General features: G+C 57.7%; 21 protein-coding genes. 9 read left to right on the plus strand and 12 right to left on the minus strand.

From position 1 onward, the window contains the following. Positions 1-165 precede the first annotated feature (165 nt). Together tsaA and PHI30_RS08400 are read right to left on the minus strand one after the other, a co-directional pair. Positions 166-861, minus strand: a complete 696-nt coding sequence (gene tsaA, locus PHI30_RS08395) for a tRNA (N6-threonylcarbamoyladenosine(37)-N6)-methyltransferase TrmO (RefSeq protein WP_300026512.1) — start codon at positions 859-861, stop codon at positions 166-168. A gap of 110 nt (positions 862-971) precedes the next feature. Then, positions 972-1,406 (minus strand): hypothetical protein, encoded by a 435-nt coding sequence (locus PHI30_RS08400; protein ID WP_300026515.1) that lies wholly within the window; start codon positions 1,404-1,406, stop codon positions 972-974. Between the two features lie 173 nt (positions 1,407-1,579). Here PHI30_RS08400 and PHI30_RS08405 point away from each other — a divergent pair, with 173 nt between their 5' ends. The 4 genes from PHI30_RS08405 to uvrC all read left to right on the plus strand — a co-directional run bounded on the left by PHI30_RS08405 (position 1,580) and on the right by uvrC (position 5,059). Continuing rightward, entirely contained in the window at positions 1,580-1,960 is a 381-nt protein-coding gene (locus tag PHI30_RS08405) for a transcriptional repressor (protein WP_300026517.1), read from the plus strand. A gap of 24 nt (positions 1,961-1,984) precedes the next feature. Next, the gene (rbr, locus tag PHI30_RS08410) at positions 1,985-2,518 is read left to right on the plus strand and encodes a rubrerythrin (RefSeq protein ID WP_300026520.1); all 534 of its coding nucleotides are present in this window, start codon (positions 1,985-1,987) and stop codon (positions 2,516-2,518) included. A gap of 256 nt (positions 2,519-2,774) precedes the next feature. Then, the gene (locus PHI30_RS08415; protein WP_300026522.1) at positions 2,775-3,038 is read left to right on the plus strand and encodes an HPr family phosphocarrier protein; all 264 of its coding nucleotides are present in this window, start codon (positions 2,775-2,777) and stop codon (positions 3,036-3,038) included. Positions 3,039-3,235: 197 nt separating this feature from the next. Continuing rightward, positions 3,236-5,059, plus strand: coding sequence for an excinuclease ABC subunit UvrC (uvrC, locus tag PHI30_RS08420; RefSeq protein WP_300026525.1), 1,824 nt, complete (start codon positions 3,236-3,238; stop codon positions 5,057-5,059). Between the two features lie 38 nt (positions 5,060-5,097). Here the strand turns inward: uvrC and PHI30_RS08425 are convergent, their stop codons facing one another. From PHI30_RS08425 to PHI30_RS08465, 9 genes are all read right to left on the minus strand, one after another. Next, a complete protein-coding gene (locus PHI30_RS08425; protein ID WP_300026529.1) occupies positions 5,098-5,616 on the minus strand; it encodes a hypothetical protein in 519 nt (172 codons plus the stop codon). Beyond that, positions 5,613-7,532 (minus strand): LTA synthase family protein, encoded by a 1,920-nt coding sequence (locus PHI30_RS08430; protein WP_300026532.1) that lies wholly within the window; start codon positions 7,530-7,532, stop codon positions 5,613-5,615. Before PHI30_RS08430 ends, PHI30_RS08425 begins: the two co-directional genes overlap by 4 nt. Before the next feature lie 157 nt (positions 7,533-7,689). After that, positions 7,690-8,622, minus strand: coding sequence for a GTP-binding protein (locus PHI30_RS08435; protein WP_300026534.1), 933 nt, complete (start codon positions 8,620-8,622; stop codon positions 7,690-7,692). A 25-nt stretch (positions 8,623-8,647) separates the two neighbouring features. Further along, positions 8,648-9,778 carry a CobW family GTP-binding protein gene (locus PHI30_RS08440; RefSeq protein ID WP_300026537.1) on the minus strand — a complete coding sequence of 377 codons (1,131 nt, stop codon included), beginning with the start codon at positions 9,776-9,778 and terminating at the stop codon, positions 8,648-8,650. An 83-nt stretch (positions 9,779-9,861) separates the two neighbouring features. Then, a complete protein-coding gene (locus tag PHI30_RS08445) occupies positions 9,862-11,247 on the minus strand; it encodes a sodium:alanine symporter family protein (protein ID WP_300026540.1) in 1,386 nt (461 codons plus the stop codon). A 135-nt stretch (positions 11,248-11,382) separates the two neighbouring features. Further along, the gene (locus PHI30_RS08450) at positions 11,383-11,889 is read right to left on the minus strand and encodes a stage V sporulation T C-terminal domain-containing protein (RefSeq protein WP_300026571.1); all 507 of its coding nucleotides are present in this window, start codon (positions 11,887-11,889) and stop codon (positions 11,383-11,385) included. A 171-nt stretch (positions 11,890-12,060) separates the two neighbouring features. Next, the gene (locus PHI30_RS08455) at positions 12,061-13,629 is read right to left on the minus strand and encodes a recombinase family protein (RefSeq protein WP_300026542.1); all 1,569 of its coding nucleotides are present in this window, start codon (positions 13,627-13,629) and stop codon (positions 12,061-12,063) included. Further along, positions 13,629-14,339 (minus strand): DUF6017 domain-containing protein, encoded by a 711-nt coding sequence (locus tag PHI30_RS08460; RefSeq protein WP_300026545.1) that lies wholly within the window; start codon positions 14,337-14,339, stop codon positions 13,629-13,631. Before PHI30_RS08460 ends, PHI30_RS08455 begins: the two co-directional genes overlap by 1 nt. 632 nt (positions 14,340-14,971) lie before the next feature. Beyond that, positions 14,972-15,793 (minus strand): TSUP family transporter, encoded by an 822-nt coding sequence (locus tag PHI30_RS08465; protein ID WP_300026548.1) that lies wholly within the window; start codon positions 15,791-15,793, stop codon positions 14,972-14,974. Positions 15,794-16,161: 368 nt separating this feature from the next. Between PHI30_RS08465 and glgB the strand changes: the two genes are divergently transcribed. The 5 genes from glgB (at position 16,162) to PHI30_RS08490 (ending at position 24,764) form a co-directional block, all read left to right on the plus strand. Further along, positions 16,162-18,087 carry a 1,4-alpha-glucan branching protein GlgB gene (gene glgB / locus PHI30_RS08470; RefSeq protein WP_300026551.1) on the plus strand — a complete coding sequence of 642 codons (1,926 nt, stop codon included), beginning with the start codon at positions 16,162-16,164 and terminating at the stop codon, positions 18,085-18,087. After that, entirely contained in the window at positions 18,084-19,292 is a 1,209-nt protein-coding gene (locus PHI30_RS08475) for a glucose-1-phosphate adenylyltransferase (RefSeq protein ID WP_300026553.1), read from the plus strand. The genes glgB and PHI30_RS08475 overlap by 4 nt, the downstream gene beginning before the upstream one ends. Beyond that, positions 19,289-20,401, plus strand: coding sequence for a glucose-1-phosphate adenylyltransferase subunit GlgD (gene glgD / locus PHI30_RS08480; protein WP_300026556.1), 1,113 nt, complete (start codon positions 19,289-19,291; stop codon positions 20,399-20,401). Before PHI30_RS08475 ends, glgD begins: the two co-directional genes overlap by 4 nt. 88 nt (positions 20,402-20,489) lie before the next feature. Continuing rightward, positions 20,490-22,325, plus strand: a complete 1,836-nt coding sequence (gene glgA / locus PHI30_RS08485; protein ID WP_300026558.1) for a glycogen synthase GlgA — start codon at positions 20,490-20,492, stop codon at positions 22,323-22,325. Positions 22,326-22,334: 9 nt separating this feature from the next. Next, the gene (locus PHI30_RS08490; protein WP_300026560.1) at positions 22,335-24,764 is read left to right on the plus strand and encodes a glycogen/starch/alpha-glucan phosphorylase; all 2,430 of its coding nucleotides are present in this window, start codon (positions 22,335-22,337) and stop codon (positions 24,762-24,764) included. Positions 24,765-24,929: 165 nt separating this feature from the next. Here PHI30_RS08490 and PHI30_RS08495 read toward each other — a convergent pair whose 3' ends face one another. Then, positions 24,930-25,136, minus strand: coding sequence for a helix-turn-helix transcriptional regulator (locus PHI30_RS08495; protein WP_300026573.1), 207 nt, complete (start codon positions 25,134-25,136; stop codon positions 24,930-24,932). Between the last annotated feature and the right edge of the window lie 252 nt (positions 25,137-25,388).

The raw sequence follows: 25,388 nt of genomic DNA on the forward strand, positions 1-25,388 counted from the left end.
ACCGCTCCCATTTTCGAGATCGCCGACTACGGCATCTGCGGCGACCTCTTCAAGGTCGCTCCCATGCTGACCGAGGCCATCCGCGCCGCAAAGGCCGCGAAATAAGAAATCCCTTTGCATAGAAAAATCCCCCCGGGAGCAGCCGCTCCCGGGGGTTTTCTTGGTTCAGGGTGTCTGCGATAAGACGTCCAAAACGGTGAGCGTATCGCCGTCCACGGAGAATTTGATCTCCAGCCCGGCAAAGCCAAAGCCGTAAACCCGGCTTGCTGATTGCTGATAGTGGGGACGCGGGTCCTGCGCCAGAACGCCCATAAGCGCCGCACGCCGGTCAGGGGGAATTTTAGAGAGCAGCTCCGGCGGAATATGGACCGCCAACACTTCGCCTGCCGGAGCGGAGGCAAAACCGCCCAAGGCCTCTGGATGGCAGTCGGCGTAGGGGATGTAGGGCTTAATGTCCAGAATCGGCGTACCGTCCATCAAATCCGCACCGCGAATGTGGAGGATCGGTCCCCGGTCCGGCGTTTGCTCAATGCCGGTGAGCCGCACGGCGGAAAGCGCGATGGGATTGGGACGAAAGGGAGACCGGGTGGCAAAAACGCCCATGCGGGTATTTCCGCCCAGACGGGGCGGTCGGACAGTGGGGGACCATGCCGTTCGGATGGCCTGATCGAACACCCACACCAGCCACAGGTGAGAAAATCCCTCCAGCCCCCGCAGCGCATCGGCGTTTTGAAAGGGAGGTTCAAACAGCACCCGGGCTTCCAGCGCGTCTACCAGACCGCTTTGCCGGGGCACGCCAAATTTTGTGGAAAAGTCGCTTTGAATATGCGCGATGACCTGCATCAAAAATTCCTGCGCCATAAAAAACCTCCCCCTTTTTTTCCATTATAACGGAAATGACAGGAAAAGAAAACAGAGAATCCAAAAAAGGAGGGCACAGCCGCATAGCTGCACCCTCCTTTGCCTTCCCGTCAGTAAATGCTGCCGGGAGTGACGGCGTTTTCATGATCCCTCAGATATCCGTCCGTGTCATGGACGCGGGCGTTGCGAAGCATCTGCTCATAGGTGACGCCGCCTGTTGTGGTTCCTGTCCGATTCGTGGTGCGGTTTTCACCGGGAAGATTCTCTCCGGTAACTGCGTCCTCCACGTCGTCGATGCCATTGGTGACAGCGTTTCCGACGTCACCGGCAAGAGAGCCGTTGGTGCCGTTTTCCGGATAATTCGTGGTGCCGTCCAAGGCGTTGTTGCCAGTCGTCCCGTTGCCGGTCGTCCCGTTGCCGATAGAGTCCTCGGTTGTGGGAACGTTGTCTTGCGCCGGATTGGTTACCGGCTGCTTCCGACCACAGGCGGTCAGAGTAAACACCAGCAGCACCGAGGCCAGAAAAAGCGTTGAACTTCTTTTCAAGGTATAATCCTCCTTTGTGCGCGGGCATGGATTGCGCGATACCCAACGTCTATTGTATCCAGACCGTGCAGGAAAACACAAAAAGTTTTTTCAAAAATTACAAAATAATGGTTGCTTTTTAAATCTGTATGTGCTATAAAATAATAGTAATCATTACTAAGAAGGAGCGGGGTATGGAAGGGAAACGGTTTTCCCGGCAGAGAGAGGAAATCTATCAGGCGGTTCGAGGCTCTGGGGAGCATCCGTCCGCGCAGATGGTGTATGACACGCTGAAGCCGGAGATGCCGCGACTGAGTCTTGGCACCGTTTACCGGAATCTCCACCAAATGGCACAGGAAGGGCGCCTGACGGAGTTGGATGGACCGCCCAACCGATTTGACGCGGCGCTTCATCCCCATCCCCACATTTGCTGCGAGTGCTGCGGACGGGTGGCGGACGTGGAGATTGCCTATGACCCTGCGCTGGATCGCAAAGCGAAAACCGGAAGCTGGACGATCAAAGGACATACTTTAGTTTTTCGTGGAATCTGCCCCGCATGTGCGGAATTATTTTGAAAGAACAGAGAGGAAATGAATCGTATGGAATTAAAGGGAAGCAAGACAGAGGCAAATCTGCGGATCGCATTTGCCGGCGAGTCTCAGGCACGCAATAAGTATGACTATTTTGCAAGCCAGGCCAAAAAGGACGGCTATGAGCAAATTTCTGCCATTTTCCAGGAGACCGCGCTGAACGAAAAGGAACACGCCAAGCTGTGGTTCAAGGCGCTGAACGGCGTTGGCACAACGGAAGAAAATCTGGCTGCCGCTGCTGCTGGCGAGAACGAGGAATGGACCAAAATGTATGCCGAGATGGCAAAAACCGCCGAGGAAGAGGGCTTTTTGGCACTGGCCGCGCAGTTTGAAGGCGTTGCTAAGATCGAAAAGACCCATGAGGAGCGGTATTTGAAGCTGCTGGATAACCTGAAAAAGGGTGAGGTTTTCCAAAAGGGCGAGAAGGTCATGTGGTTTTGCCGCAACTGCGGTCACGTGGAGATGGCGGAACACGCCCCTGCCGTGTGCCCCGTCTGCAAGCATCCTCAGGCCTATTTCCAGGTGAAGGCCACCAATTATTGATCTGTTTTTTGGAAAACCGCCGCATACGCGGCGGTTTTCCTGCAAATTGATGAAAAGACGGGAAAGCCCGGGAGAGAAAATTCCCTAAAGTGGTGCAAACGACCAAAAAGGTTTTTACAAGCGGCGGCTTTTTATGAAATGTTTGTGAAAAACACCGTTGACGGGAGAGGAAAAACCAGCTATGATGATACTGGAAGTATAACTTGCTATGCGAAGCTATTTTGTTTGACTTGGTATAGAAAAGGAGAGCTGTATCATGTATACACAGGAGATCACCGTTAATAATGAGGTAGGCCTGCACGCCAGACCTGCTACGTTCTTTATCCAGAAGGCCAACGAGTTCAAAAGTGGCATCTGGGTGGAGAAGGAGGACCGCCGCGTCAACGCCAAGAGCCTCTTGGGTGTGTTGTCTTTGGGAATCGTGAAGGGGACTACCATTACCCTGGTTGCCGACGGCACGGATGAGAAGGAAGCCGTTGGTGCGCTGGTGGAGCTGGTAAACGACAACTTCGGCGAATAACAAACGGTTTGAGATCCCTGCGCGGCCCTGCTTGTAAGCGGGGCCGTTTTTTTTGCATACGCTGCCAAAGAGGATTTGCACGCTGCTGGTGAATATGATACAATGCAGCCATTCATGATAAAAAACGGGGAGACCACCTGCATGGACGGCGGACGATTGCTGCCTGCGAGGGAGCTGGCGACGGAGAGGAGAAGGCCATGACGAAAGAGGAACTGCGGGAAAAAGCCAACGATCTGCCGCTGGCCCCGGGCGTTTACCTGATGATGGATAAGACCGGAAAGGTCATCTATGTGGGGAAGGCCAAGAAACTGAAAAACCGGGTCAGCCAGTACTTTCAGGACAGCGCCTCCCACACCTCCAAAACGCGCCAAATGGTATCGCAGGTAGACCGCTTTGACACCATTTTTGTCTCCAGCGAGTTTGAGGCGCTGGTTTTGGAAAATGCGCTGATCAAGCGCCACATGCCCCGGTACAACATTTTGCTCAAGGACGACAAGGGCTACCCCTTTGTGCGTCTTTCCAAGGAGACGTATCCCCGCTTTTCGCTGGCAAACCGCTGCGCGAGTGACAGCGCCAGCTATTTTGGCCCCTTTGGCGGACGGTTTGAGACGCGCCAGGCGCTGGACGCGGTCTGTACGGCGCTGCGTCTGCCCACCTGCAACCGCAAATTCCCCCGGGACATCGGGGCGGAACGTCCCTGCCTGAATTTCCATATGGGCCGGTGCGACGGGTTTTGCCGCCCGGAGATGACGGCAGCAGAGTACAACCGCCGGGTCCAGCAGGCGGTCCAGCTGCTGGAGGGAAAGTCCAGGCAGCTGCTGCGGGAGATGACCGAGGAGATGGAGGCGGAGGCGGAGGCGCTGCGGTTTGAGCAGGCGGCGCAGCTGCGGGACCGTGTGAACGCCATCAGCGCGCTGTCCAAAAAGCAGACCGTCATCGCCGGACTGTGCGCGGATACGGATATCTGGGGGCTGTACCGGGGGGCGGGCAAGTGCTGCTATGCGGTGCTGCACATGGAAAACGGTGAGCTGACAGGTCGGGAGACGGAGCTTTTTACCGCGCCGGTGGAGGAAGGAGAGACGGAGACCCTCTCCGCGCTGACGGCGCAGTACTATCTGCCCCGGGCCATTTTGCCCCACGAGATTTTGCTGCCCTTGGAGACGGAGGACGCGGAGGACCTCTCCGCCGTGCTGACAAAGCGGGCGGGACACAAGGTCTGGGTCCACGTGCCCCAGCGGGGGGAGAAGGCGGAGCTGCGGGCCATGGCCCAGCGAAACGCGGCGGAGGAAGCGGAGCGGTCCACCACGGCGGAGGAGCGCACCGCCCACACGCTGGAGCTGCTGGGAAAAATGCTGAAGCTGCCGACCCCGCCCCGGCGGATGGAGTCCTTCGATATTTCCAACACCGGCAAGAGCGACATTGTGGCGTCCATGGTGGTGTACAGCGGCGTAAGACCGCTGAAATCCGCCTACCGCCGGTTCCGCATCAAGGAGCTAAGCGGGCACCCGGACGATTACGCCTCCATGCAGGAGGTTTTGCGCCGCCGGCTCCAGCGGGCGGCGGACGGGGACGAAAAGTTTTTGCCCCTGCCGGACGTCTTTCTCATCGACGGCGGCGCCACCCACGCCGCCGCCGCGCTGGCGGTGGCCCGGGAATTTGGCGTTCAGGTGCCCATTTTCGGCATGGTGAAGGACGACCGGCACCGCACCCGGGCGCTCATCACGCCCCAGGGGCAGGAGATCGGCATTGCCGCGCAGCAGGCGGTGTTTACGCTGATCGGGCAAATACAGGAGGAGACCCACCGCTTTGCCATCACCTACCACCACGAGCGTCATGAAAAGAGCACGCTCCACTCCGTGCTGGACGACATTCCCGGCGTTGGCCCCAAGCGGCGGGAGGCGCTGCGCCGGGCGCTTGGCTCGGCCAAGGCCATCCGGGAGGCGGACGTGGAGACGCTCACGGCGGTGGTGCCCCGCGCCACGGCGGAGGCCATCTGGCAGCATTTTCATCCGGAGAAATAAAAAGAGGTTCCTGTCTTAGCGTGACAGGAGCCTCTTTTTTATGCGCGGAAAAAGCGACGGCGCAGTTTGGTGTGCCAAAGCAGCGTCAGACGCGCCAAAACCACATCCATCGCAAGAAACGTGGCGTTTCCGAGGACCAGCAGCAGGCAATTCATCAGGCGGCTTCCACCCTCCAAATCCGCCGTCAGGCCCAACAGATGGAGCGTCAGGCCGTACAGCGCGGCGATCAGCCCTGTGCACACTGCCAGCCGCGCCGCCGTGCGCAGCAGGGGGGAGGGCAGGCGGGCGATGCGGGGCCGCAGCAGGGGGTACCAGCCGAAAAAGACAAATACCAAAGCGGTTTCCTTGTCCGCCACCAGAACCAGCGATAGAATCGCCGCCGCGCCATAGGCCGCCGCCGCGGCGCGGCAGCCATATTCCTCCAGCACCGGCAGTAGAACGGCCATGGCAAGAAGTGGCGCGCAGAAGGTTGCCAGCGGAAGGATGCCGCCCAGCAGCAACAGTGTTTCCGCAAGGGCGGTGAGCAGACCGCACAGGGCGATTTCCCGCCCTTTCATGGGGCAATTTCCTCGTAGCGCAGCTTGTAGTAGCTCCATTGCCGCCATTTTTGCACAAGAGATTGCAGCTGCTCCCCAGTAAGCGCGCCGTCCGGAGACCGCCACTGGCGAAGCTCCGGCTCCCGCAGGCACGCGCCGTCGGAGAGCAGATAGGTGTCCTTCTGTACCACCGGCACCTCCCGCCGCAGATCGCAGAGGAAGGAAAACCAGGGGGACTCTGCCTTCCGGCCCGTCAGCTCCACCACGGCGGCACCCAAAAAGGCGGCGGAGATCCTGCCGTCCTTCGGAAGGTCCAGCTTTGCAACGGTGGCCCCCCAGTCCAGCGAGACGACAGCCGCGTCGTTGGCCCAGATGAGATAGGGCGTTTCATAGGCGGTAAACGGATCTAACTGCGTGCCCGCCTTCACGTCCATGCCAAGCGCTGTATAGCCCGCCTGATTGTCGCCGAGGTAGGGCAGGTGGTCGCCCCAGAACACCAGCACCACCGGCTCCTCCGTACCGCCAAAATAGGTGGTCAGGCGGCCCAGCATGGCGTCGGCGTCCCGAACGCCCTCAACATAGACCTTCAGCAGCGTCTCCACCTCCGGCGAGACGGAAACCTGCAGCGGCACGTCTGGAAAGAGGTAGCCCGCGCCGTACTTGTCGGCGGTGTAGGACATGTGGTTTTGAATGGTGGTGGTGTAGTGGAAAAGAGACTGCCCCGCCGCCGTGGTCTCCTCAAATTCCTGCTCGATCAGCCCCGCCATATAGTCGTCCGTGGCCCAGCGGCCCTTGTATTGAAGGTTTTCCATCTGGTCTGCAAAGAGCGTGGTCTCCGCCCCCAGCCAGCCATAGACATTCTCCCGGTTATAAAACCAGTCGTCTCCGGGGTGAAAAAAGGAGGTGCGGTAGCCGTCGGCGTCAAACACCCGGAAGAGGCTCTCCAGATTCCGATTCACGACCCGGAAGGCGGAGGTGGTGGTATCCGAGAGGGCGCCCGTCTGCATTCCGGTCAGCACGTCAAATTCCGTGTTGGCGGTGCCCCCGGCAAAGCCCGGCACCACCACGTGCCCGGAGAGGGCGTTTGGCTGCTTTTCCAGCGCGTGGAGATTTGGCAGGGGATCGGATTCCGCTGAGAAGGCAAACACATCCGCGTCCGTGATGTCGGAAAAGGCCTCGTTCATCACCATGATGACGTTCACCGCCTTGCCCTCGCCGGAAGAGGCGGGACTTGCGGCCCACGCCTCCGCCTCCGCCCGGTTGAAGCCCTCGGGCTTATCCACGGGGTAGGTGGTGAACTGGTGACAAAAGCAGTAGGGAAAGCCCAGCTCGTTAAAGACGGAGGGAATATAGTAGGCGTTGGACACCGCAAAGGAGTTGTACAGATCGTTGGAGGCATAGAGCGTCACGATCAACCCCGCCAGCAGGCCGATGCTGCAAACGGCGCCCAGCACGCTCCCTAGCCAGCCCCGCAGGCGGGCGATGGGAAACGGCGCGCAGCGGATGAAAACGCCCGCCGCCGCCAGCGTGGCGGAGATCAAAACCACCGTGACGATCACCGCGCTGGGAAAGCGGATCTGGTAGCTCCCCATGGCGCTGCCCACTTCCTTCAAAAGACCGAAATCCCGGGGAAACACCGGTTCGTCCCGGACCTCCAGCTTGATGCGGTTGGCAATGGACAGGGCGCATACGCAAAAATTGACCAGCGCGGCGCTCCAAAAAACGTTTCGGAGAAGGCAGGTGAGCGCCAGCAGCAAAAGGCCGATGGGCAGCGCGTTCAGCACGATCAGCAGCGGCTGGGCCTTGAAGTGGGAGAGCACCTCCCGCAGCGCGTTTGGCTGGCACCACAGGGCCAGCAGCGTGATCCCGCCTGCGAGCAGCACGGCCCACAGCAGCGTCAATAGAAGGGAGAGCCGATAGGTTGGAAGGCGTTTCAAAGCGTCAGGTCCTTTCAAAAAAGATGCAGAATATTTTTATTATACCAAATTTCATGAAAATTGCAAGGCGACGCCCCGGCAGGGGACGGAAAATCCCCTCCGTTTGATAACGGAGGGGATTTTTTGGTCGAAATTCTACGAACCGTATCAGAAAGGGTCAGAAGTTGACGACTTCCTGGGCGGGCTTTTCGCAGGGCGCGACGGTGAGGACATGCATCACCGGGCCTTTGCCCTTGTAAGCCTCGTGGTCCTCCACGGCCATTTTCACCGTGACCTCGATCCAGTCCCGGTTTTCGTACCGGTCCAGGTCGTCGCCCTTGGCGATCAGGCCCAGAAACTGCACGTCGTTCTGGCAGCAGACCATGGCAAACCGGCCGGGACAGTGGATGCCGGGATATTTTTTGGAGTGGCACATCATGAGCTTCATGTGGACGGTTTTGCCGTCGTAGCGCTCCGGATGGTCCATCACGTCCACGTACCAGACGCCGAAATCGTCGTCCGGAATTTCCAGCGGGTCCTCCCGCAGGTCGAAGGGGCACTCGTCTCCCGTGAGGTAATCCTCGCTGGTGCCGTCCTCCATCTCAAAGTAGATGTCCGCCCGGCGGTTCACCATGCGGAGATTCCGCTTGCGCAGGGCATCCCGCAGCGCGGGGGTGCAGCGGTTAAAGACCAGCATGTCCGCGTTGGTGATCTTCTCCATCATCAGCTGGCCCATGTTTTTGACATACACCTCAAAGGTGGCCGCCGCCACAAAGGTCATGACCTGATAGAGCACCCAGTTGGCGGGCAGAACTTCTCTGTAAAGCCGCTCCATTTGCCACATGCCGTTAAATTCGATCAGCACCTGCTTGGGCCGGTACTGCTTTTCCCACGCCTTCATCTGGGAACAGGTGAGGTCCGCCTCGTTTTCCACGCGGACCACCGTCACGTTGTCCAGCGCGGCCTTTTCATAGTCCTCCTCACCCTCTTCGCAGCAGATGAGCAGCGTCCGGTCCTTGCGGGCAAAGCCGTCCTGCAAGATGCCGTTGATGAAATCGGTTTTACCGCCGTCTAAAAAACCGGCAGTCAGATAAACAGGAATATCAGCCATTGTAATGTTCGTTTCCTTTCCGGGGTCACAGGCCAAACAGCTCCGCCAGCCCAGTTTCGTTCAGCTCCGCGCCAATGACGCACAGCCGGCCTGTGTAGTCGGGATGCCCGGCGCGGATGTCGTGCTCCTCCGGCACGTAGTCAAATTCCAGCCACTTGCCGTCACTCCCGTTCACGATGCCCTTTGCCCGCAGAATCTTGCCGTACGCGCCGGAGTCCAGCGCGGTCAGGATGCGGGTGATGTCCGCTTGAGAGAAGGGCTTGGGCGTTTCCTTGCCCCAAGAGGTGAACACCTCATCGGCGTGATGATGGTGATGGTGGCAGGCGCAGTCGGGGTCGCTGCACTCCTCATCGTGATGGTGGTGATGCTCGTGCTCCTCGTCATCGTCGTGGTCGTGATGGTGATGATGCTCGTGCTCATGCTCGTCATCGTCATCATCGTGATGGTGATGCTCATGCTCGTCATCGTCGTCGTCGTCGTGATGGTGATGGTGCGCGTGCTCGGCTTCCTCGGCGGCGTGCTCGGCGCGCATCTTTTCCAGCAGCGCATCCGCCAGAGAGACTTTTTCGATGGCGGAGAGGATCACCGCGCCGTCCAGCTGGTCCCAAGGCGTGGTGAGGATGGCGGCGTCGGCGTTTTTCTCCCGCAGCAACGCCACGGCGGCCTCCAGCTTTTCCTCGCTCAGCTTCTGGGTCCTAGAGAGGATGATGGTGCCGGCGGACTCCACCTGATTGTTGTAAAACTCACCGAAGTTTTTCATATAGACCTTGACCTTGGAGGCGTCTGCCACGGTGACAAAGCTGTTGAGCTTCATTTCCGGCACGGCGGCCACCGTGTTTTCCACCGCGACGATCACGTCGCTGAGCTTGCCCACGCCGGAGGGCTCAATGAGGATGCGGTCCGGATGGAACTGCGTCGCCACATCCTGGAGGGCCTTATTAAAGTCGCCCACCAGAGAGCAGCAGATGCATCCGGAGGACATCTCGGAGATCTGCACGCCGGAGTCCTTCAAAAAGCCGCCGTCAATGCTGATCTCACCAAATTCGTTTTCAATCAGCACCAGCTTCTCACCGGGGTAGGCCTCCGCCAGCAGCTTCTTGATGAGCGTGGTTTTTCCGGCTCCTAAAAAGCCGGAGACAATATCGATCTTTGTCATGATATCAAGTCCTTTGCATTCAATTTTAAGAACGAGATTATCATACCATTAAAACAAAAAAATGCAACGCCATCACAGAAAATTTACCGCTTTTTCCGGATAGAGGGTTGAAATGCCAGCGTTTCCTGAACCACAATGGGGGACAGCAGCAGAAGGCTTGCGAGGTTTGGAATGCACATCAGGGCATTGGCGATGTCCGACAGGCGGAACACCAATTCCACGTGCTGGCCCGCCCCCCACAGCGCCGCCAGCGCAAAGGCCACCCGGTAGGCCAGCAGCGGTCGGGTGCCGAAGAGATACTCAAACGCCTTTTCCCCCTGATATTCCCAGCCCAAAATGGTGGAAAAGGCAAATAAAACAATGGCGATGCTGACGAAGATCCCGTTCAGCGGGCCCAGTACGGTCTGGAACGCCAGAATGGTGAGGGAGGCGCCGTCCACCGCCCCGCCGGTGCTGTCAGGAAGCCCCAGCACGCCGGAACAGCAGATGGCAAGGCCGGTCACCGTACAGATGATGATGGTGTCGAAGAAGGTGCCGGTCATGTTGATGTACCCTTGCCGCGGGGGGCTGTTGGTTGCGGCGGAGGCGGCGGAGATGGCGGCGGAGCCGAGGCCCGCCTCGTTGGAGAAAACGCCCCGGGCAACGCCCCACCGGGCGGCGTCCAGCATGGAACGGGCGGCGGTGCCCGCCACGCCGCCCACGGCGGCCCGTGGAGAAAAGGCGCAGCGGAAAATGGTGCACAGCGCGGCGGGCAGCTGGTCCAGATTCCCCAGAATCACCGCTGTCCCGGACGCCAGATAGAAAAGCGCCATGGCGGGCACCACGGCGGCGGATACGGAGGAGATGCTGCGGATGCCGCCCAGAATGATGAGCAGCGCCAGTCCGGCAACCAGTGGTCCGCAGACCTCGGTGGGGACCCCGAAGGACACGTGCATTGCCCCAGCAATGGAGTTGGCCTGGGTCATGCTGCCGATGCCGAAGGATGCGCAGACGGCGAACAGCGCAAAGGCGCCGCCCAGCAGCCGGCCCACGCTGCGAGAGCGCAGACCGTCCCGCATCACGTACATGGGACCGCCGGACAGCTCCCCCCGGGCGTTGACGCGACGAAAGCGCACGGCAAGCAGGCATTCGGCAAATTTGGTGGACATGCCGAACAGGGCGGAAAGCTCCATCCACACCAGCGCACCCGGCCCCCCGGCGGTGAGCGCCGTGGCGACGCCCACGATGTTGCCGGTGCCGATGGTGGCGGCCAGCGCCGTCATCAAAGCCGAAAAGGGGGAGACGTCCCCAAGGCCCTTGACACGCCGGGCCTCCCGGCCCAGGGCCGTGCGCAGGGCATAGCCCAGATTCCGCCATGGGAGAAAGCGGGTGCGCACTGTCAAAAAAATTCCGGTGCCCATCAGCAGCGCCAAAGTGCCCGGCCCCCAGAGAAATGTGTCAATGGTGGAGATCCAATTGGAAAACGCCATACCATCCGCCCCTTTCCGTTGGTACAGCCTATGCATCGGGAACTGCCCCGCATGACGAAAACAGACCGCGGGATTTTCCGCGGTCTGTAAAGATGATTCAAAAAGCGGCGGCGTGCCGTGCAAACAGTTGGAAGATCAGCCTTCCATGTGTTTGCCCAGAAAGGCCGCGATGGTCTGGGCCAGCTTGTATTCGGATTCACTGGAGACCTGCATGGGCACGGGGGAGATGAACAGCACCAGCCCCAGAAGGTCGCCTTCCGCCAAAATGGGGGCGGCAACGCTTGCCATCAGCTTGTCGCTGCCGTCGGAAACGGGGATGGGATTGCCGTCGCCGGTATATTGATAGATGCGCCGATTTTCCATGACCTGTTCCAGCTCCGGGGTGATGCGCTTGCCCAGAAGCTCCCGCTTGCCGCCGCCTGCCACGGAAATGACCGTGTCCCGGTCCGTGACGGCGCAAATGCAGCCGGTGGAGCGGTTCATGGTCTCGCACAGCTGGCCCGCGAAATCCTCCACACCGCCCAGCAGGGAATACTTTTTAAAAATAACCTCGCCGTCCCGGCTGGTGTAAATCTCCAGCGGGTCGCCCTCGCGGATGCGCATGGTGCGGCGAATCTCTTTGGGAATGACGACCCTCCCCAGATCGTCCCATTATGTCAAGTAGGTGCAAAAAAATTTTTCAAATTCTTCAAAAAGCCCATGAAAACAGATGGTTGAGCCTTTTGAAGATCGAAACCATGCGCCTACGATGTTTCGATAGATTATGTTATTTTAGGACAAAAAACGACTTCACAGCTAAAAGCTATACCGGAGTCATACACCGGCTCCGGCATAGCTGCTGCTTCCGTTCTTCACTTCGTTGAACTTCCAAATGATCTCGATGCTTTCTGAGTCGTAGACCAGAACTCGTTCAACTGCATCATAAAGATGCTCTCTGAGTTTGGCATCGGACAAGCCGGTCATTTTTCCGACTGCCTCTTGCTGCTCGGATGCAGCATCGCCCATTTGCTGATTCGCTTCATACAGAGCTTCACTTTCCTCAAGCTGTTCTTTAAGGGCAGCTTGTTTTCTTGTCAGTTCATCTTTGCCGGAAAGATATTCTTCGGCGGTGATCTTCGCTTCTCTGTATTGTTCGTACAGGGTAAACTTTTCTCGTCCGCAAGCGTCATACTGAGCCTTGAGCAATACAAGTTGACGCTGCAAACTCTCGTTCCTGACTCGTGCAGCTTTTTTGACTTCCGAGGATTCAATGCGTGTGATCTCGATTTGTCCCTTTAAGGCTGCAAGCAGAACTTCCTCCAATGCGGATTTTCTCCAATAAACGCCCTCACAAGGGCTTCCATCGTGATACCGATGGGAGGGACAAGCAAATACCGTCCCGTTTGCCTTTTCGAGTTTGCCGCCGCAGTGTGCGCAGTAATAAACTCTATCAGACTGATCATGGGTTACTCTGGCTGTTTTTCTGCGCCGCTGAATCGCCTCATTTGCTTTATCGAACTCTTCTTGAGTGACGATAGCCTCATGTGCATTTTTGCGGATATACCATTCCTCTTTGGGAACGCGACGCTGGTTCTTGTCCCGGATGAAGCGACTTTCTCTCATGTGGTTTGCCATAACCCCGGTGTACTTGATGTTTTCAATCATACTAAGGATTGCTCGATGTGTCCACTGGGGCTTTTTGGCTGAACTGCTATGAATCGCTTTTGCCTGAGCCGGTGTCAGGATGCCCTCTGCATTCAGCTCTTTGGCAATCTGAGTGCAGGACTTTCCGTCGATAACATTCAGAAAAATTCTGCGTACCACTGGGGCGGTTCTTTCGTCTATGACAAGCTGATGCTTGTCATCCTGATGCGTTTTATAGCCGTAAGGGACGGTGTTCACGAACCGTGCCTTTTGCTGCTTCGTTCGCATTGCAGACTTAACCTTCTGCGAAAGGTCCTTGCTGTAATAGTCATAGATCAGGTTTTTGAAGGCAACATCCATCCCGATAGTCTTGCCTTCATGCTTTGCGCTGTCATAATGGTCATTTATGGACTTGAAGCGGATGCCGAGGAACGGGAAGATATGCTCCAAGTAATCGCCAACCTCAAGATAGTCTCTTCCGAAGCGAGAGAGGTCTTTCACAACAATGCAGCTAATCTCACCGCGCTTTGCGCATTCAATCATCCGCTGGAAATCAGGGCGATCAAAATTGGTGCCGGAAAAACCATCATCGCAGAACTCAATCCGAGGAAGATCACAAAGCATCGGTGTCTGATCCAGATGACGGTTGATGAGCAAACGCTGAGAAGCGATGCTGTTGCTATCATCTTTTACGGCGTTTGTCCGCTTATCCACATCTTCCAAGGACAATCTGAGATAGATAGCAATTTGATTTTTCATCATGCGACCTCCTTTCTGAGTCTTTCACAAGTGCTTGTAAGTGCTTCAAACTCGTCCATGTAGCTGAGTTTGATTTCCAAGCTAGAGCAGATGGCATCCAGCATGACTTCGATAATTTCATTCACGCGGTCAATGTCATACCGGCTGTCCTGAGATAAAATATCTACCTCCAAGTTCTCTCGAATAATCTCTTCATAACGCTCTCTTTCATCCATCGCATCCATCCCATCAGGATTGATAGATTGATATTTACTAAGTGAGTCATTTCTTTTTTTAGGAATTACTTGATTAGTATTTATTTGCGTGGGCTTTTCCGTCATCGGTTCATCCGGTGGCGGCTTAACCGTTGTCGGGTTTTCCGATGACGGTAAATCCGGTGACGGCTTTTCCTTCTGCGGCAGTGCGTAAACCGTGTATTTGTTGCGGGACATTCTCCCGCGCTCGTCTCTGGATTGAACACGAACAACATATCCTTCGTCTTCCAGCTCTTTCATAGCCGTTCTGATACCGTCAATGCCGTCTGTATTCAGCGTTGCAAGTCCACGGATGGAATAGTCCCAATCAGGAGGAAGACTGAGCATCTTTGAGAGAAGACCTACCGCCTTGAGAGACAGATTCCTGTTTCTCAGGTGATGGTTGAGCATGGTGGTGAAGCCACCGGTATAGGTGTTGACGCTGATCTCACGATCTGCGCCAGTTTTACCTCTCATTGGACATCACCTTCTTTGTGGACTGTTTGGTAATGCAATATGGGCATTCCTCGAATACGCAGGACTGATATTTCCATAGGGGACGATGGAAACGGCAGGTCCGGCATTCAGGAAGGATTCCATCGTAGCCGCTGTCATAGTGATCAAAGCCGGGAGTGTCTTTCATCAGAGCTTCAAACGCCACGGCTTTATCAGGTGCATTCATTTTGTACGACCTCCATTTTCAGATTGAGAAAAGAAAAGCCCCGGTATTGTTCTGCTATGCGCAGTGCAATACCGGGGCTTCCCGATGATATTCAGTTTATGCTGCTGCCTCCTTTCACGGTTGCGGTTGCAGCTTACCGCAGTCAAAGAGCTTTGCTCACTTTTTGCTCGTGAAAGTTGGACAAAATCAGCGAAACACCAGTGTTTTCAAGGCTTTCTGACCTTGCTCCTATTATAACCTAATCGTCAATCCGGCGCACGATACCAGTTGCCTTCATATCGAAAACTCCTTTGTCTTTCAGATTTTCAATGGATCTGCCTTGGCAAAAGATAGTATCCGCAGGATTTTTCCACCTATACAACTGGAAAAATGGTTTCATCTGGAAAAAACGCGGGCCTTGCCCGGCCCGCGTCAAAAACGAGAGAACTCAGCGCCAGAAATTCGGAAATAAAAGCTCGCTGCCAACCTTGAGCGTCAGTAAAAGCAATACCAAAATAACGGCCGGGCGGACGATCCTGCCGCCGTTTTTGATGGCCAGTCCCGCCCCCAGATAATGGCCGGCCACGGAGGCCACGGCGGAGATCAGTCCAACGCCCAAAAATACATACCCGGAAGCCAGCGCGGCGATGGCGGAGCCCAGATTGGAAGCCAGATTGATGACCTTGGTGCCGCCTGCGGCGCTGCGGGTGTCCATCTTGGCGAGACGCACGAAAATAATCATGAGAAACGTGCCCGTGCCGGGGCCGTAGTAGCCGTCATACATGCCGATGAGCAGCGCGGAGGCCCAGACGATGGCCGCCTGCTTTTTGGGGGCGATGGGCTCCGCTTCGTCGGGCCAGCTGCGCCCCCGGAGGGTGATGACCGCGACGACCGGCAAAACCGCCAGCAGAAGATACTTCAGTACGACGTCCGGCGTGCGGTGCTGCAGCCAGGTCCCCGCCAAGGAGCCCAGCAGGGAAAGTCCAATGGCTGGGGTAAAGAGCTTCCGGTTTACATAACCGCTTTTGATGTAGCGGGCGGTGGAAAACACCGTGCCGATGCAGGCGGAGAGCTTATTGGTGCCAAGGACATAGTAGGTGGGGTAAGCGCTAAAGGCCATCAGATAGGCGGGAACGGAGATGATACCGCCGCCGCCTGCGATGGCATCCATAAAGGATGCCAGAAAAACGCCCACGCAAACCAGCAAAACGACCCAAAGAGCAAAACCGTCCACCGTGATGCCGGTCAGTGCTGAGGAAATGATATCCATGGAAGAAACCTCCAAAATTCTCGCATTCGGCAAAATTCAACTCATTCTAACAGGCAAAAGCGGTAAAATCAATATGGCACCGCAGGCCGCCCGGGGGAGGGGTACCTGTTAAAAATTAAAAAAGACTGGGAAAATAACCGTCTTTTTTGACAGGAAAGCACAAATAAACAGGTAAAAACGGAGAACAAACTAGTAAAACGACACAAAACGGAGCGGGCTTTTTCGACAGGAGCGTCCTTGACGCTATTTCCGGAAGGAAGTATAATAAATATAACAATCGCATGGAAGAGAATGGGCGAATGTACCAGAGAAACCGAATACGAACCCGCCGCTGGTTTTGGAAGAGCGGTAGGGAGAGGAGCTTTTGCATGACAAAACAGAAAGAGAGCGAGCGCTTTCACGCCGGGACTTTAACGGACGGCTGGCGCTGGTTCGGCGCGCATCCGGAGACGCGGGGAGAGCAGACGGGCTGGGCGTTCCGCGTTTGGGCACCCCACGCGCGCAGCGTGTCCGTGGTGGGCGATTTCAACCAATGGGACCCGAAGGCCCACCGGCTCTCCAGAAAGGGCGAAATTTGGGGGGGCTTTGTCCCAAATCTGCCAAGGTATACAAATTATAAGTATGCGGTGACCGGCGCCGACGGGCAGACGCATCTGAAGGCGGACCCCTACGCCTTCCATGCGGAGACCCGCCCCGATACGGCCAGCAAGCTGTACGATCTTGCCGGGTTTCGCTGGAGCGACGGCGCGTTTCATAAAAAGCAGGCGGAGCATCCCGTTTCCTCCTCTCCGCTGAATATCTACGAGGTACATCTTGGTTCCTGGCGTCGGCGGGAAAACGGCGATTTTATGGATTACCGGGACTTGGCGCGCCAGCTGGCGGCCTATGTCAAGGAGATGGGGTATACCGCCATCGAGCTGCTGCCGGTGACGGAGCATCCGCTGGACGACTCCTGGGGCTATCAGTGCACCGGCTACTTTGCGCCCACCTCCCGCTTCGGCACGCCGGAGGATTTTCAGTGGTTCGTCAATCACATGCATAAAAACGGCATCGCCGTGCTGCTGGACTGGGTGCCGGCGCACTTTTGCAAGGACGAGCAGGGCCTGTACGAGTTTGACGGGACTTGCTGCTATGAGTACAGCGACCCCAACAAGTGGGAGCACGCAGACTGGGGGACCCGGGTCTTTGACTACGGCCGCCCGGAGGTGAAGAGCTTCCTGCTCTCCTCCGCCCGCTTCTGGCTGGAGGCGTATCACATCGACGGACTGCGGGTAGACGCGGTGGCGTCCATGCTGTATCTGGATTACGGTCGTCAGGGCGGGGCGTGGACGCGCAACCGCGACGGCGGGCGGGAGAATCTGGAGGCCATCGACTTTTTGCGAGAGCTGAACGCCATGGCCTTTACCGTCAATCCCAACGTGCTGATGATCGCGGAGGAATCCACCGCGTGGCCGCTGGTGACCCGGCCTGCGGACGCGGGCGGCCTGGGCTTTAATCTCAAGTGGAACATGGGCTGGATGAACGACATGTGCCACTATCTGAAGCTGGACCCCTGGTTTCGGCAGGACCACCACAAGGACATCACGTTTTCCATGATGTACGCGTTTTCAGAAAACTTTGTGCTGCCCATCTCCCATGACGAGGTGGTCCACATGAAAGGCTCCGTCGTGGGGAAAATGCCCGGCGACTATGAAAACCAGCTGCGGTGCCTGAAGGGATTCTACGCATATCTGCTGGCCCATCCGGGGAAGAAGCTGCTGTTTATGGGCCCGGAGCTGGGGCAGTGGCACGAGTGGGACGCCAATGGGCAGCTGGACTGGTATTTGCTGGACAAGCCGGAAAATCAGCAGATCCACCGCTTTTTTCAGCAGATCAACGCGTTTTACCGAAAGGAACCGACCCTCTGGGAGATCGATTTTGACTGGGCGGGGTTTGAGTGGCTGGTGCCGGACGACAATCACAATAACGTGGTGGTATTCCTGCGCAAGGACCGAAAGGGCCGTGACCTGCTGTGCGCGGTGAACTTCTCGCCCAATTCCTATGAAGGCTACCGGATGGGCGTTCCCCCCCACCGCAAGTACGTGCCGGCGTTCAACACCGATGACGTTTCCTATGGAGGAGACGGCTTTGGCGATCAGGAGGCGGTGATGGTGGAGGAAATCCCCTCCCATGGAAAAGAGCATTCCGCCGCGATCCGCATTCCCGCCTTTGGCGCGGTGTTCCTGCGCGGAGAAGGCACGTATCCCCGTCCCCGAAAGAAAAAACAGGTGGCAAAGGAGTTGGAGAAGAAATGAAGAAAGAATGTGTTGCCATGCTGCTGGCCGGAGGCCAAGGCAGCAGACTGTACGTCCTGACCGGAGAGATGGCCAAGCCCGCCGTCCCTTTTGGCGGCAAATACCGCATTATTGATTTTCCCCTGTCCAATTGCAGTAACTCCGGGATCGATACGGTGGGCGTTTTGACGCAGTACCGCCCGCTGGAGCTGAACAGCTACATCGGCAGCGGCCAGCCGTGGGATCTGGACGGGTCCACCGGCGGCGTCCATATTCTGCCGCCCTACATGGACAGCAAGGGCGGCACCTGGTATAAGGGCACCGCCAACGCCATCTATCAAAATATCGGCTTTGTCGATTACTACGAGCCGGACTATGTGGTGATCCTCTCCGGCGACCATATCTACAAAATGGATTACTCCAAAATGGTGGCCCGCCACAAGGAATCCGGCGCGGCGTGCACCATCTCCGTGATGGAGGTGCCATGGGAGGAAGCGCCCCGCTTCGGCATCATGAGCGTGAATGAGGACGACATGATTACGGAGTTTGCCGAAAAGCCCAAAGCGCCAAAGAGCAATTTGGCCTCCATGGGAATCTATGTGTTCTCGTGGAAAACCCTCCGGCAGTATCTGACGGAGGACGAGGCGGACCCCACCTCCGAAAACGACTTTGGCAAAAACGTCATTCCCGCCATGCTGGAAAACGGAGAAAAGATGGCGGCCTACCGCTTTGCGGGCTACTGGAAGGATGTGGGCACGCTGGAGTCCCTTTGGGACGCCAATATGGATATGCTCTCGCCGGAATCCGGGCTGGACCTCCACGATGAATCCTGGCCGGTTTACGCCCGCAGCGTCAACGCGCCGCCAACCTTCCTTGGAACCGGTTCCCGCGTGGCGCACAGCGCCTTTAACCGGGGCAGCATTCTGGACGGAGATGTGCAAAATTCCGTGCTGGCCTCCAATGTGCGGGTGGGCAAGGGTGCCCGCATCAGTTACTCCGTGCTGCTGCCGGGGACCGTGGTGGAGGAGAACGCGGTGGTGGAATACGCCATTTTGGGCGAGGACTGCCGCATTGGCGTGGGCTGCCGCGTGGGCGGCGCGCCGGAGGATACGGCGCCGTCTCCATGGGGACTCACGGTCCTCGCGCCCCATTGCAGATTGCCGGACGGAAAACAGGTGCGCCCCGGCATCATGCTGGACCGCAACGGTGAGGAGGTGTCGAAATGAACGGACTGCACGGAATTATTTTTTCCTATGAAAAGCGCAACAACCTGCGGGAACTGACGGAGATCCGCTCCGCGGCCTCCATCCCCTTTGGCGGGCGGTATCGCGCGGTGGATTTTGCCCTTTCCAATCTGGTCAACGCCGGCGTCACCGACGTGGGCGTGGTGCTCCACGGCCGCTATCAGAGCATGCTGGACCATCTGGGCACCGGCAAGGTCTGGGACCTGAGCCGCAAGCGCGGCGGGCTGCGGGTGCTGCCCCCCTTCAACTATCAAAAGGACTGGGGCGCCATGCCCTTCCGTGGAAAGATCGAGGCGCTCTCCGGTGTGCGCTCCTACCTGAACACCATCCGTCAGGACTACGTGGCGCTGATGGACGGCGATCTGGTGGTGAACCTGCCCATGGCGGAAATCTTTGAAGAACACCTCAAATCCGGCGCGGATATCACCGTGGTGTGCGGAGACGACAGCTTCGCCACGGAGGACGGCACGTATTACGAAAAGGATGAAAGCGGCCGCATCACCGAGGTTTTGTATAACCTCCACAGCCCCCGGGGATACCGCGGTCTGGAGGTTTACATCCTTTCCACAGAGCTTTTAAAGGAGCTGGTGGATGACTGCACCGCCAAGGACCAGTACAGCTGGCGGCGGGATGTGCTGCGGGCCCAGAGAGAAAAGCGGAATCTCCACTGCTATGTCTGGGGCGGCTTTGCGGCCCAGATCCGCTCGGTGCAGGAGTACTACGACCGCAGCATGCAGCTGCTGGACCCGGAGATCCGCGCGGAGCTGTTCACGCCGGAGCGTCCCATCCGCGCCAAGGGCGCCGACAAAAGCTCCACCTACGTGGGAGCCGAGGGCCGCTGCGTGAACTCTCTGGTGGCGGAGGGCTGCCGCATCGAGGGCACGGTGGAAAACTCCATCCTCTTCCCCGGCGTGGTGGTGGAGGAGGGTGCCGTAATTCGCAACTGCGTCCTGTTCAAGGAGACTACGGTTCGCCGCAATGCGCGGCTCTCTTACATCATTGCCGATAAAAATGTGGAAATTCTTGCGGACCGGACGCTGATGGGCCATTCGACATATCCCATCGTTCTCGCCAAGTCCAGCAAGGTATAAAATGGAAGGGGGGACGCCGTCCCCCCTTGTCCCATTACTGCGGGAGGAACGCTCCCTACGAAAGACGACACGGAAAAGGAGATTGTGTATGAAAATTTTATATGCCACCAGCGAGGCGGTTCCCTTTTGCAAAACCGGAGGGTTGGCGGATGTGGCAGGCTCGCTGCCGTCGGCCATGGCAAAGCAGGGGGCGGAGGTTGCGGTGGTGCTGCCGCTTTACCGCCTTGTCAAGGAGCGCTTTGGCGCGGAGCTGAAGTTTGAGTGCTTCGACTATGTGGACCTTGCGTGGCGGCACACTTACTGCGGATTGTTCTCTCTGGAAAAAGACGGCGTCACCTGGTATTTCATCGATAATGAGCAGTATTTCGACCGCCCGGAGCTTTACGGCTACATGGACGACGGCGAGCGCTTCGGCTTCTTTTCCCGGGCGGTGGTGCGCATGTTGCCCCACATGCAGTTCTGGCCCGAGGTGATTCACTGCAACGACTGGCAGACCGCCTTGGTGCCCATCTACCTCAAGGATGAGGGCGTGCGAGAGGAGCGCCTGCGCTCCATCCGCACCGCGCTGACCATCCACAACATCGAGTATCAGGGCCGCTATGGCAAGGAGACACTGGGCGACCTGTTCGGACTGGACTACGGCTGGGCCGCCGACGGCACGCTGCTCATGGACGGAGACGTCAATCTGCTCAAGGGCGCCATTTTGTGCGCCGACGCCGTGAACGCCGTGTCGCCCACCTATGCAAACGAGCTGAAAATGGCCTATTTTGCCCACCGGATGGAGACGATCATGCGTCGCTGCACGTATAAGCTCTCCGGCGTGCTCAACGGCATCGACACCAAGCTGTACGACCCGGAGACGGACCGACGGCTGTCGGCCCGCTTTTCTGCGGAGCATCCGGAGGGGAAGGACGCCGACAAGGCGGAGCTGCAAAAGCTGATGGGTCTGCGGCAGGAAGCCCACACCCCCATTGTCGCCATCGTCAGCCGACTGGTGTCCCACAAGGGGCTGGACTTGATTTGCGAGGTCCTTCATGATATGATGGAGCTTCCGATGCAGCTGGTCATTCTGGGTAAGGGCGATCAGAAGTATGAGGAGTTTTTCCGCTGGGCCGCGCAGCAGTATGAGGGCCGTATGGCGGTCCGCCTGGATTATAACGAGGAACTGTCCATGTCCATCTACGCGGGCGCGGATCTGTTTTTGATGCCTTCCAAGAGCGAGCCCTGCGGCCTTTCCCAGATGATCGCCATGCGCTATGGCACCGTGCCCATCGTCCGGGAGACCGGAGGACTGAAGGACACGGTCCAGCCCTACGAATCGTGGCGGGACGCCGGAAACGGCTTCTCCTTCCGCAATTATGCCAGCGGCGATATGCTGTATGTGATTCGGGAGGCCGTCTATCTCTATAAGGATTATCCGGACGCCTTTGCCCGCCTGCGCAAGCGGGCCATGGAGTGCGACTTCAGCTGGGAGCGCAGCGCCAAGGAGTATTTGCGGATTTACGCGGGCATTACCGCCCAGGCGTGGCCGGTGGTGCCGGAGATTGGCCCTGTCGGCGCGGCGGAAGAAGCGAAGAGCACTGCTGAAGGGAACGCCGTGATCGCGGCGGAGACTGCGGTGGAAACGCCCGCAGCCGAGGTCCCGACGGAAACGCCCGCAGCCGAGGTTCCGGCGGCGACCGTCCCGGTGGAGGAGAAAGAGACGCCTCTGGAGGAAGCTGCCCCGGCAGAGCCGGAGAAGCCGGAGAAAAAAGAGAAGAAGCCCGCCGCTCGAAAAGGCGCCGCAAAAAAGACGCCGGTGAAGAAGGCGGTCGGAAAGAAAACGGAAACGACGCCGGATGAAAAGACGGCGAATGTAAAGCATAAGTACACCCCGAAGAAAGGGCCTGCCGCAAAACCGAAGAAAAAGGAGACGGCAGAGTAAAGGAGATTCATGACGAAACCATTTACCACAAAAACACTGGAAGAGGCCCTGACCGCCAAGCTGGCGCTGAATTTTGGCAAAGCGCCGGAGGAAGCCAACGACCAGGAGATGATGAAGGCCAGCGCTTTGGTATTGCGGGATGTGATGGCCAAGCGCGGCGTGGAGAGCGGCAGAGAGACCCGCAAGCAGCACAAAAAGCAGGTCCACTACCTGTCGCTGGAGTTTTTGATGGGCCGCAGCCTGATGAAAAACGCCTACAACCTGCATCTGCTGCCGCAGCTGAGAGAGGCGCTGGAGCATCTGGGCTTTAAAGCCGCCGACATTTTTGAGATCGAACCGGACGCGGGACTTGGCAACGGCGGTCTTGGCCGTCTGGCCGCCTGCTATCTGGATTCCATGACGACGCTGGAAATTCCCGCCACCGGCTATTCCATCTGCTATGAGCTGGGCATCTTCCGCCAGAAAATTGTGGAGGGGCAGCAGGTGGAGCTGCCGGACGACTGGAAAAATCTGGGCGCTGCGTGGCTGCTGCCCAAGCCAGAAGAGGCGCAGACGGTGCGCTTTGGCGGCACGATCCGGGAGTTTTGGAATGAGGGGCACCTGCACATCGTCAATGAAAACGCGACCACCGTTCTGGCCATTCCCTGCGATATGGTGGTGGCGGGCTACGGCACCAAGCACGTCAATACGCTGCGCTTGTGGGACGCCCGAGCGACCAAGCCGGTGGATATGTCGCTGTTCTCCCGGGGGGAGTATTTGAAGGCGGCCGAGGAAGAGGCCATGGCGGAGACCATCGCCAAGGTCCTCTACCCGGAGGATAACCACTACGAGGGGAAGTCCCTGCGTCTTAAGCAGCAGTACTTCTTTGTCTCCGCCACGGTGCAGTCCATTGCCACCCGGCATCTGGATACCTACGGGACGCTCAAGAACTTCCATGAGAAAAATGTGATCCAGATCAACGACACCCACCCCGCGCTGGTGATTCCGGAGCTGATGCGGATTTTCATCGACGAGGCCGGGATGAACTGGGAAGAGGCGTGGAACATCACGGTGCAGTCCGTGGCGTATACGAACCACACCGTCCTGTCGGAAGCGCTGGAGCGCTGGCCCCAGGCGCTGATGCAGCAGCTGCTGCCCCGGATCTACCAGATCATTCAGGAGATTGCAAGCCGCTGGCAGCGGCGGGTGGAGGAATTTTACCACGACGATGCCAAAACCCAGCGCATGGCGATCATCTGGGGCGGCGAGGTCCGCATGGCCAATTTGTGCATCGCCGGCGGGATGGCGGTCAACGGCGTCAGCGCGCTGCACTCCGACATTCTGCGCCGAGATGTGTTCCGCGACGCCTACGGGATGGAGCCGTGGAAATTCCGCAACGTCACCAACGGTATCGATCACCGCCGCTGGCTCAGTGAGATCAACCCCGAGCTGGACGCGCTGATCTGCGACTTGACCGGCGGTCAGGACTATCTGATTCAGCCCATGGCGCTGCAAAAGCTGGGGGCCTTTTCCGACGACGCCGCGGTGCTGGAGCAGCTCGCTGCCATCAAGCGCCGGAACAAGGAAAAATTTGCGGCCTACGTGAAAAAGACACAGGGCGTGCTTTTGAACCCGGACGCCATTTTTGACGTGCAGGTAAAGCGCCTCCACGAGTATAAGCGCCAGCTTTTGAACGTGCTGCATATCATTGCGCTCTATCAGAAATTGCAGGAGGACCCCAACGCCGTCACCCAGCCCCACACCTTCCTCTTCGGGGCTAAGGCGGCGCCGGGCTATGCCGTGGCCAAGCGGATTATCCGCCTCATCAACTCGCTTGCCGATCAGATCGACCACGATCCCATCTGCCGCGACAAGCTGCAAGTGGTGTTTTTGGAGAACTACCGCGTCTCTCTTGCAGAAAAGCTGATGCCCGCCAGCGAGGTGAGCCAGCAGATTTCCACAGCCGGCAAGGAGGCCAGCGGCACCGGCAACATGAAATTCATGATGAACGGCGCGCTGACGGTTGGCACGCTGGACGGCGCCAATGTGGAGATGCATGAGGTGCTTGGCGATGAGAACATGTTCCTGTTCGGCCTGCGGGCGGAAGAGGTCGCCCAGCTCCAGCGGGAGGGGTATGTGCCCCAGCGCCTGTACAGCCGGGACGAGACGCTGCACCGCTGTCTGGACGCGCTGCGCACCGGCTTCCGGGACGGCGTGGGGTATGAGGACCTGTATCAGCGGCTGCTGTTCGGCACCGGCGGAAGTGCGGCGGACGAATATTTGCTGCTGGCGGATTTTGAGTCCTACGCGCAGGCGGAACGGCGCATGGCGACTGCCTATGATGCGGGCGCCCAGTGGAACCGCATGAGCCTTCAAAACATTGCCGCCAGCGGGATTTTTGCCGCCGACCGGGCGGTGTCCCAGTATGCGGACGATATCTGGCACGTGCCCCACCGGTAAAACAGGAAGCGCAGTTCCTTTTGAAAAAAAGCGGGACCCGGGCCAAATGGCCCGGGTCCCGCTCGGTTTGTTGAAAAAGTCTCACAGAGTTTGCCGCCGGGGCGGCAAAAAATGAAAAGCCGCTTTTCCTGCATGAGAAGAGGCAGATATTTCCCTGTCCCGTCCTTACCGCTCTTTCCGAAGCCCCAGCAAATAGTCGGTGCTCACGCCGTAATACTCACTGAGTGTAATCAGATGGTGGATGGGCAATTCGTTTGCCCCGCGTTCGTAGCGTGCATACATTGTTTGAGAAGTTCCCAAAATTTCAGCCACCTGTGCCTGTGTCTTGTCGGCGTCCTCCCGCAAATCACGCAAAATGCGAACATAGCCCATTTCTCCCACGGTGATCCCTCCCGTATATGCACTGTCTGATTCTGCTCATAATTTAGCATAAAAAAAGAAACCGTCGTTGGCGCAATACACAATTTTACTACAATTGCCAGCACAATTCTTATCAGTTTTGTTAGAAAATTTGTAACTTCCGGAAAAACTAAATTGAATTCAACTCTTTTTAAGAAAAACTGGCACTTCCCGGTGGAATGGGCGCAGGGGTGCGCTTTACAAGTGGAAAGATAGCGGGTATAA

The organism is Oscillibacter sp., from assembly GCF_028693505.1.
Classification (GTDB): domain Bacteria; phylum Bacillota; class Clostridia; order Oscillospirales; family Oscillospiraceae; genus Oscillibacter.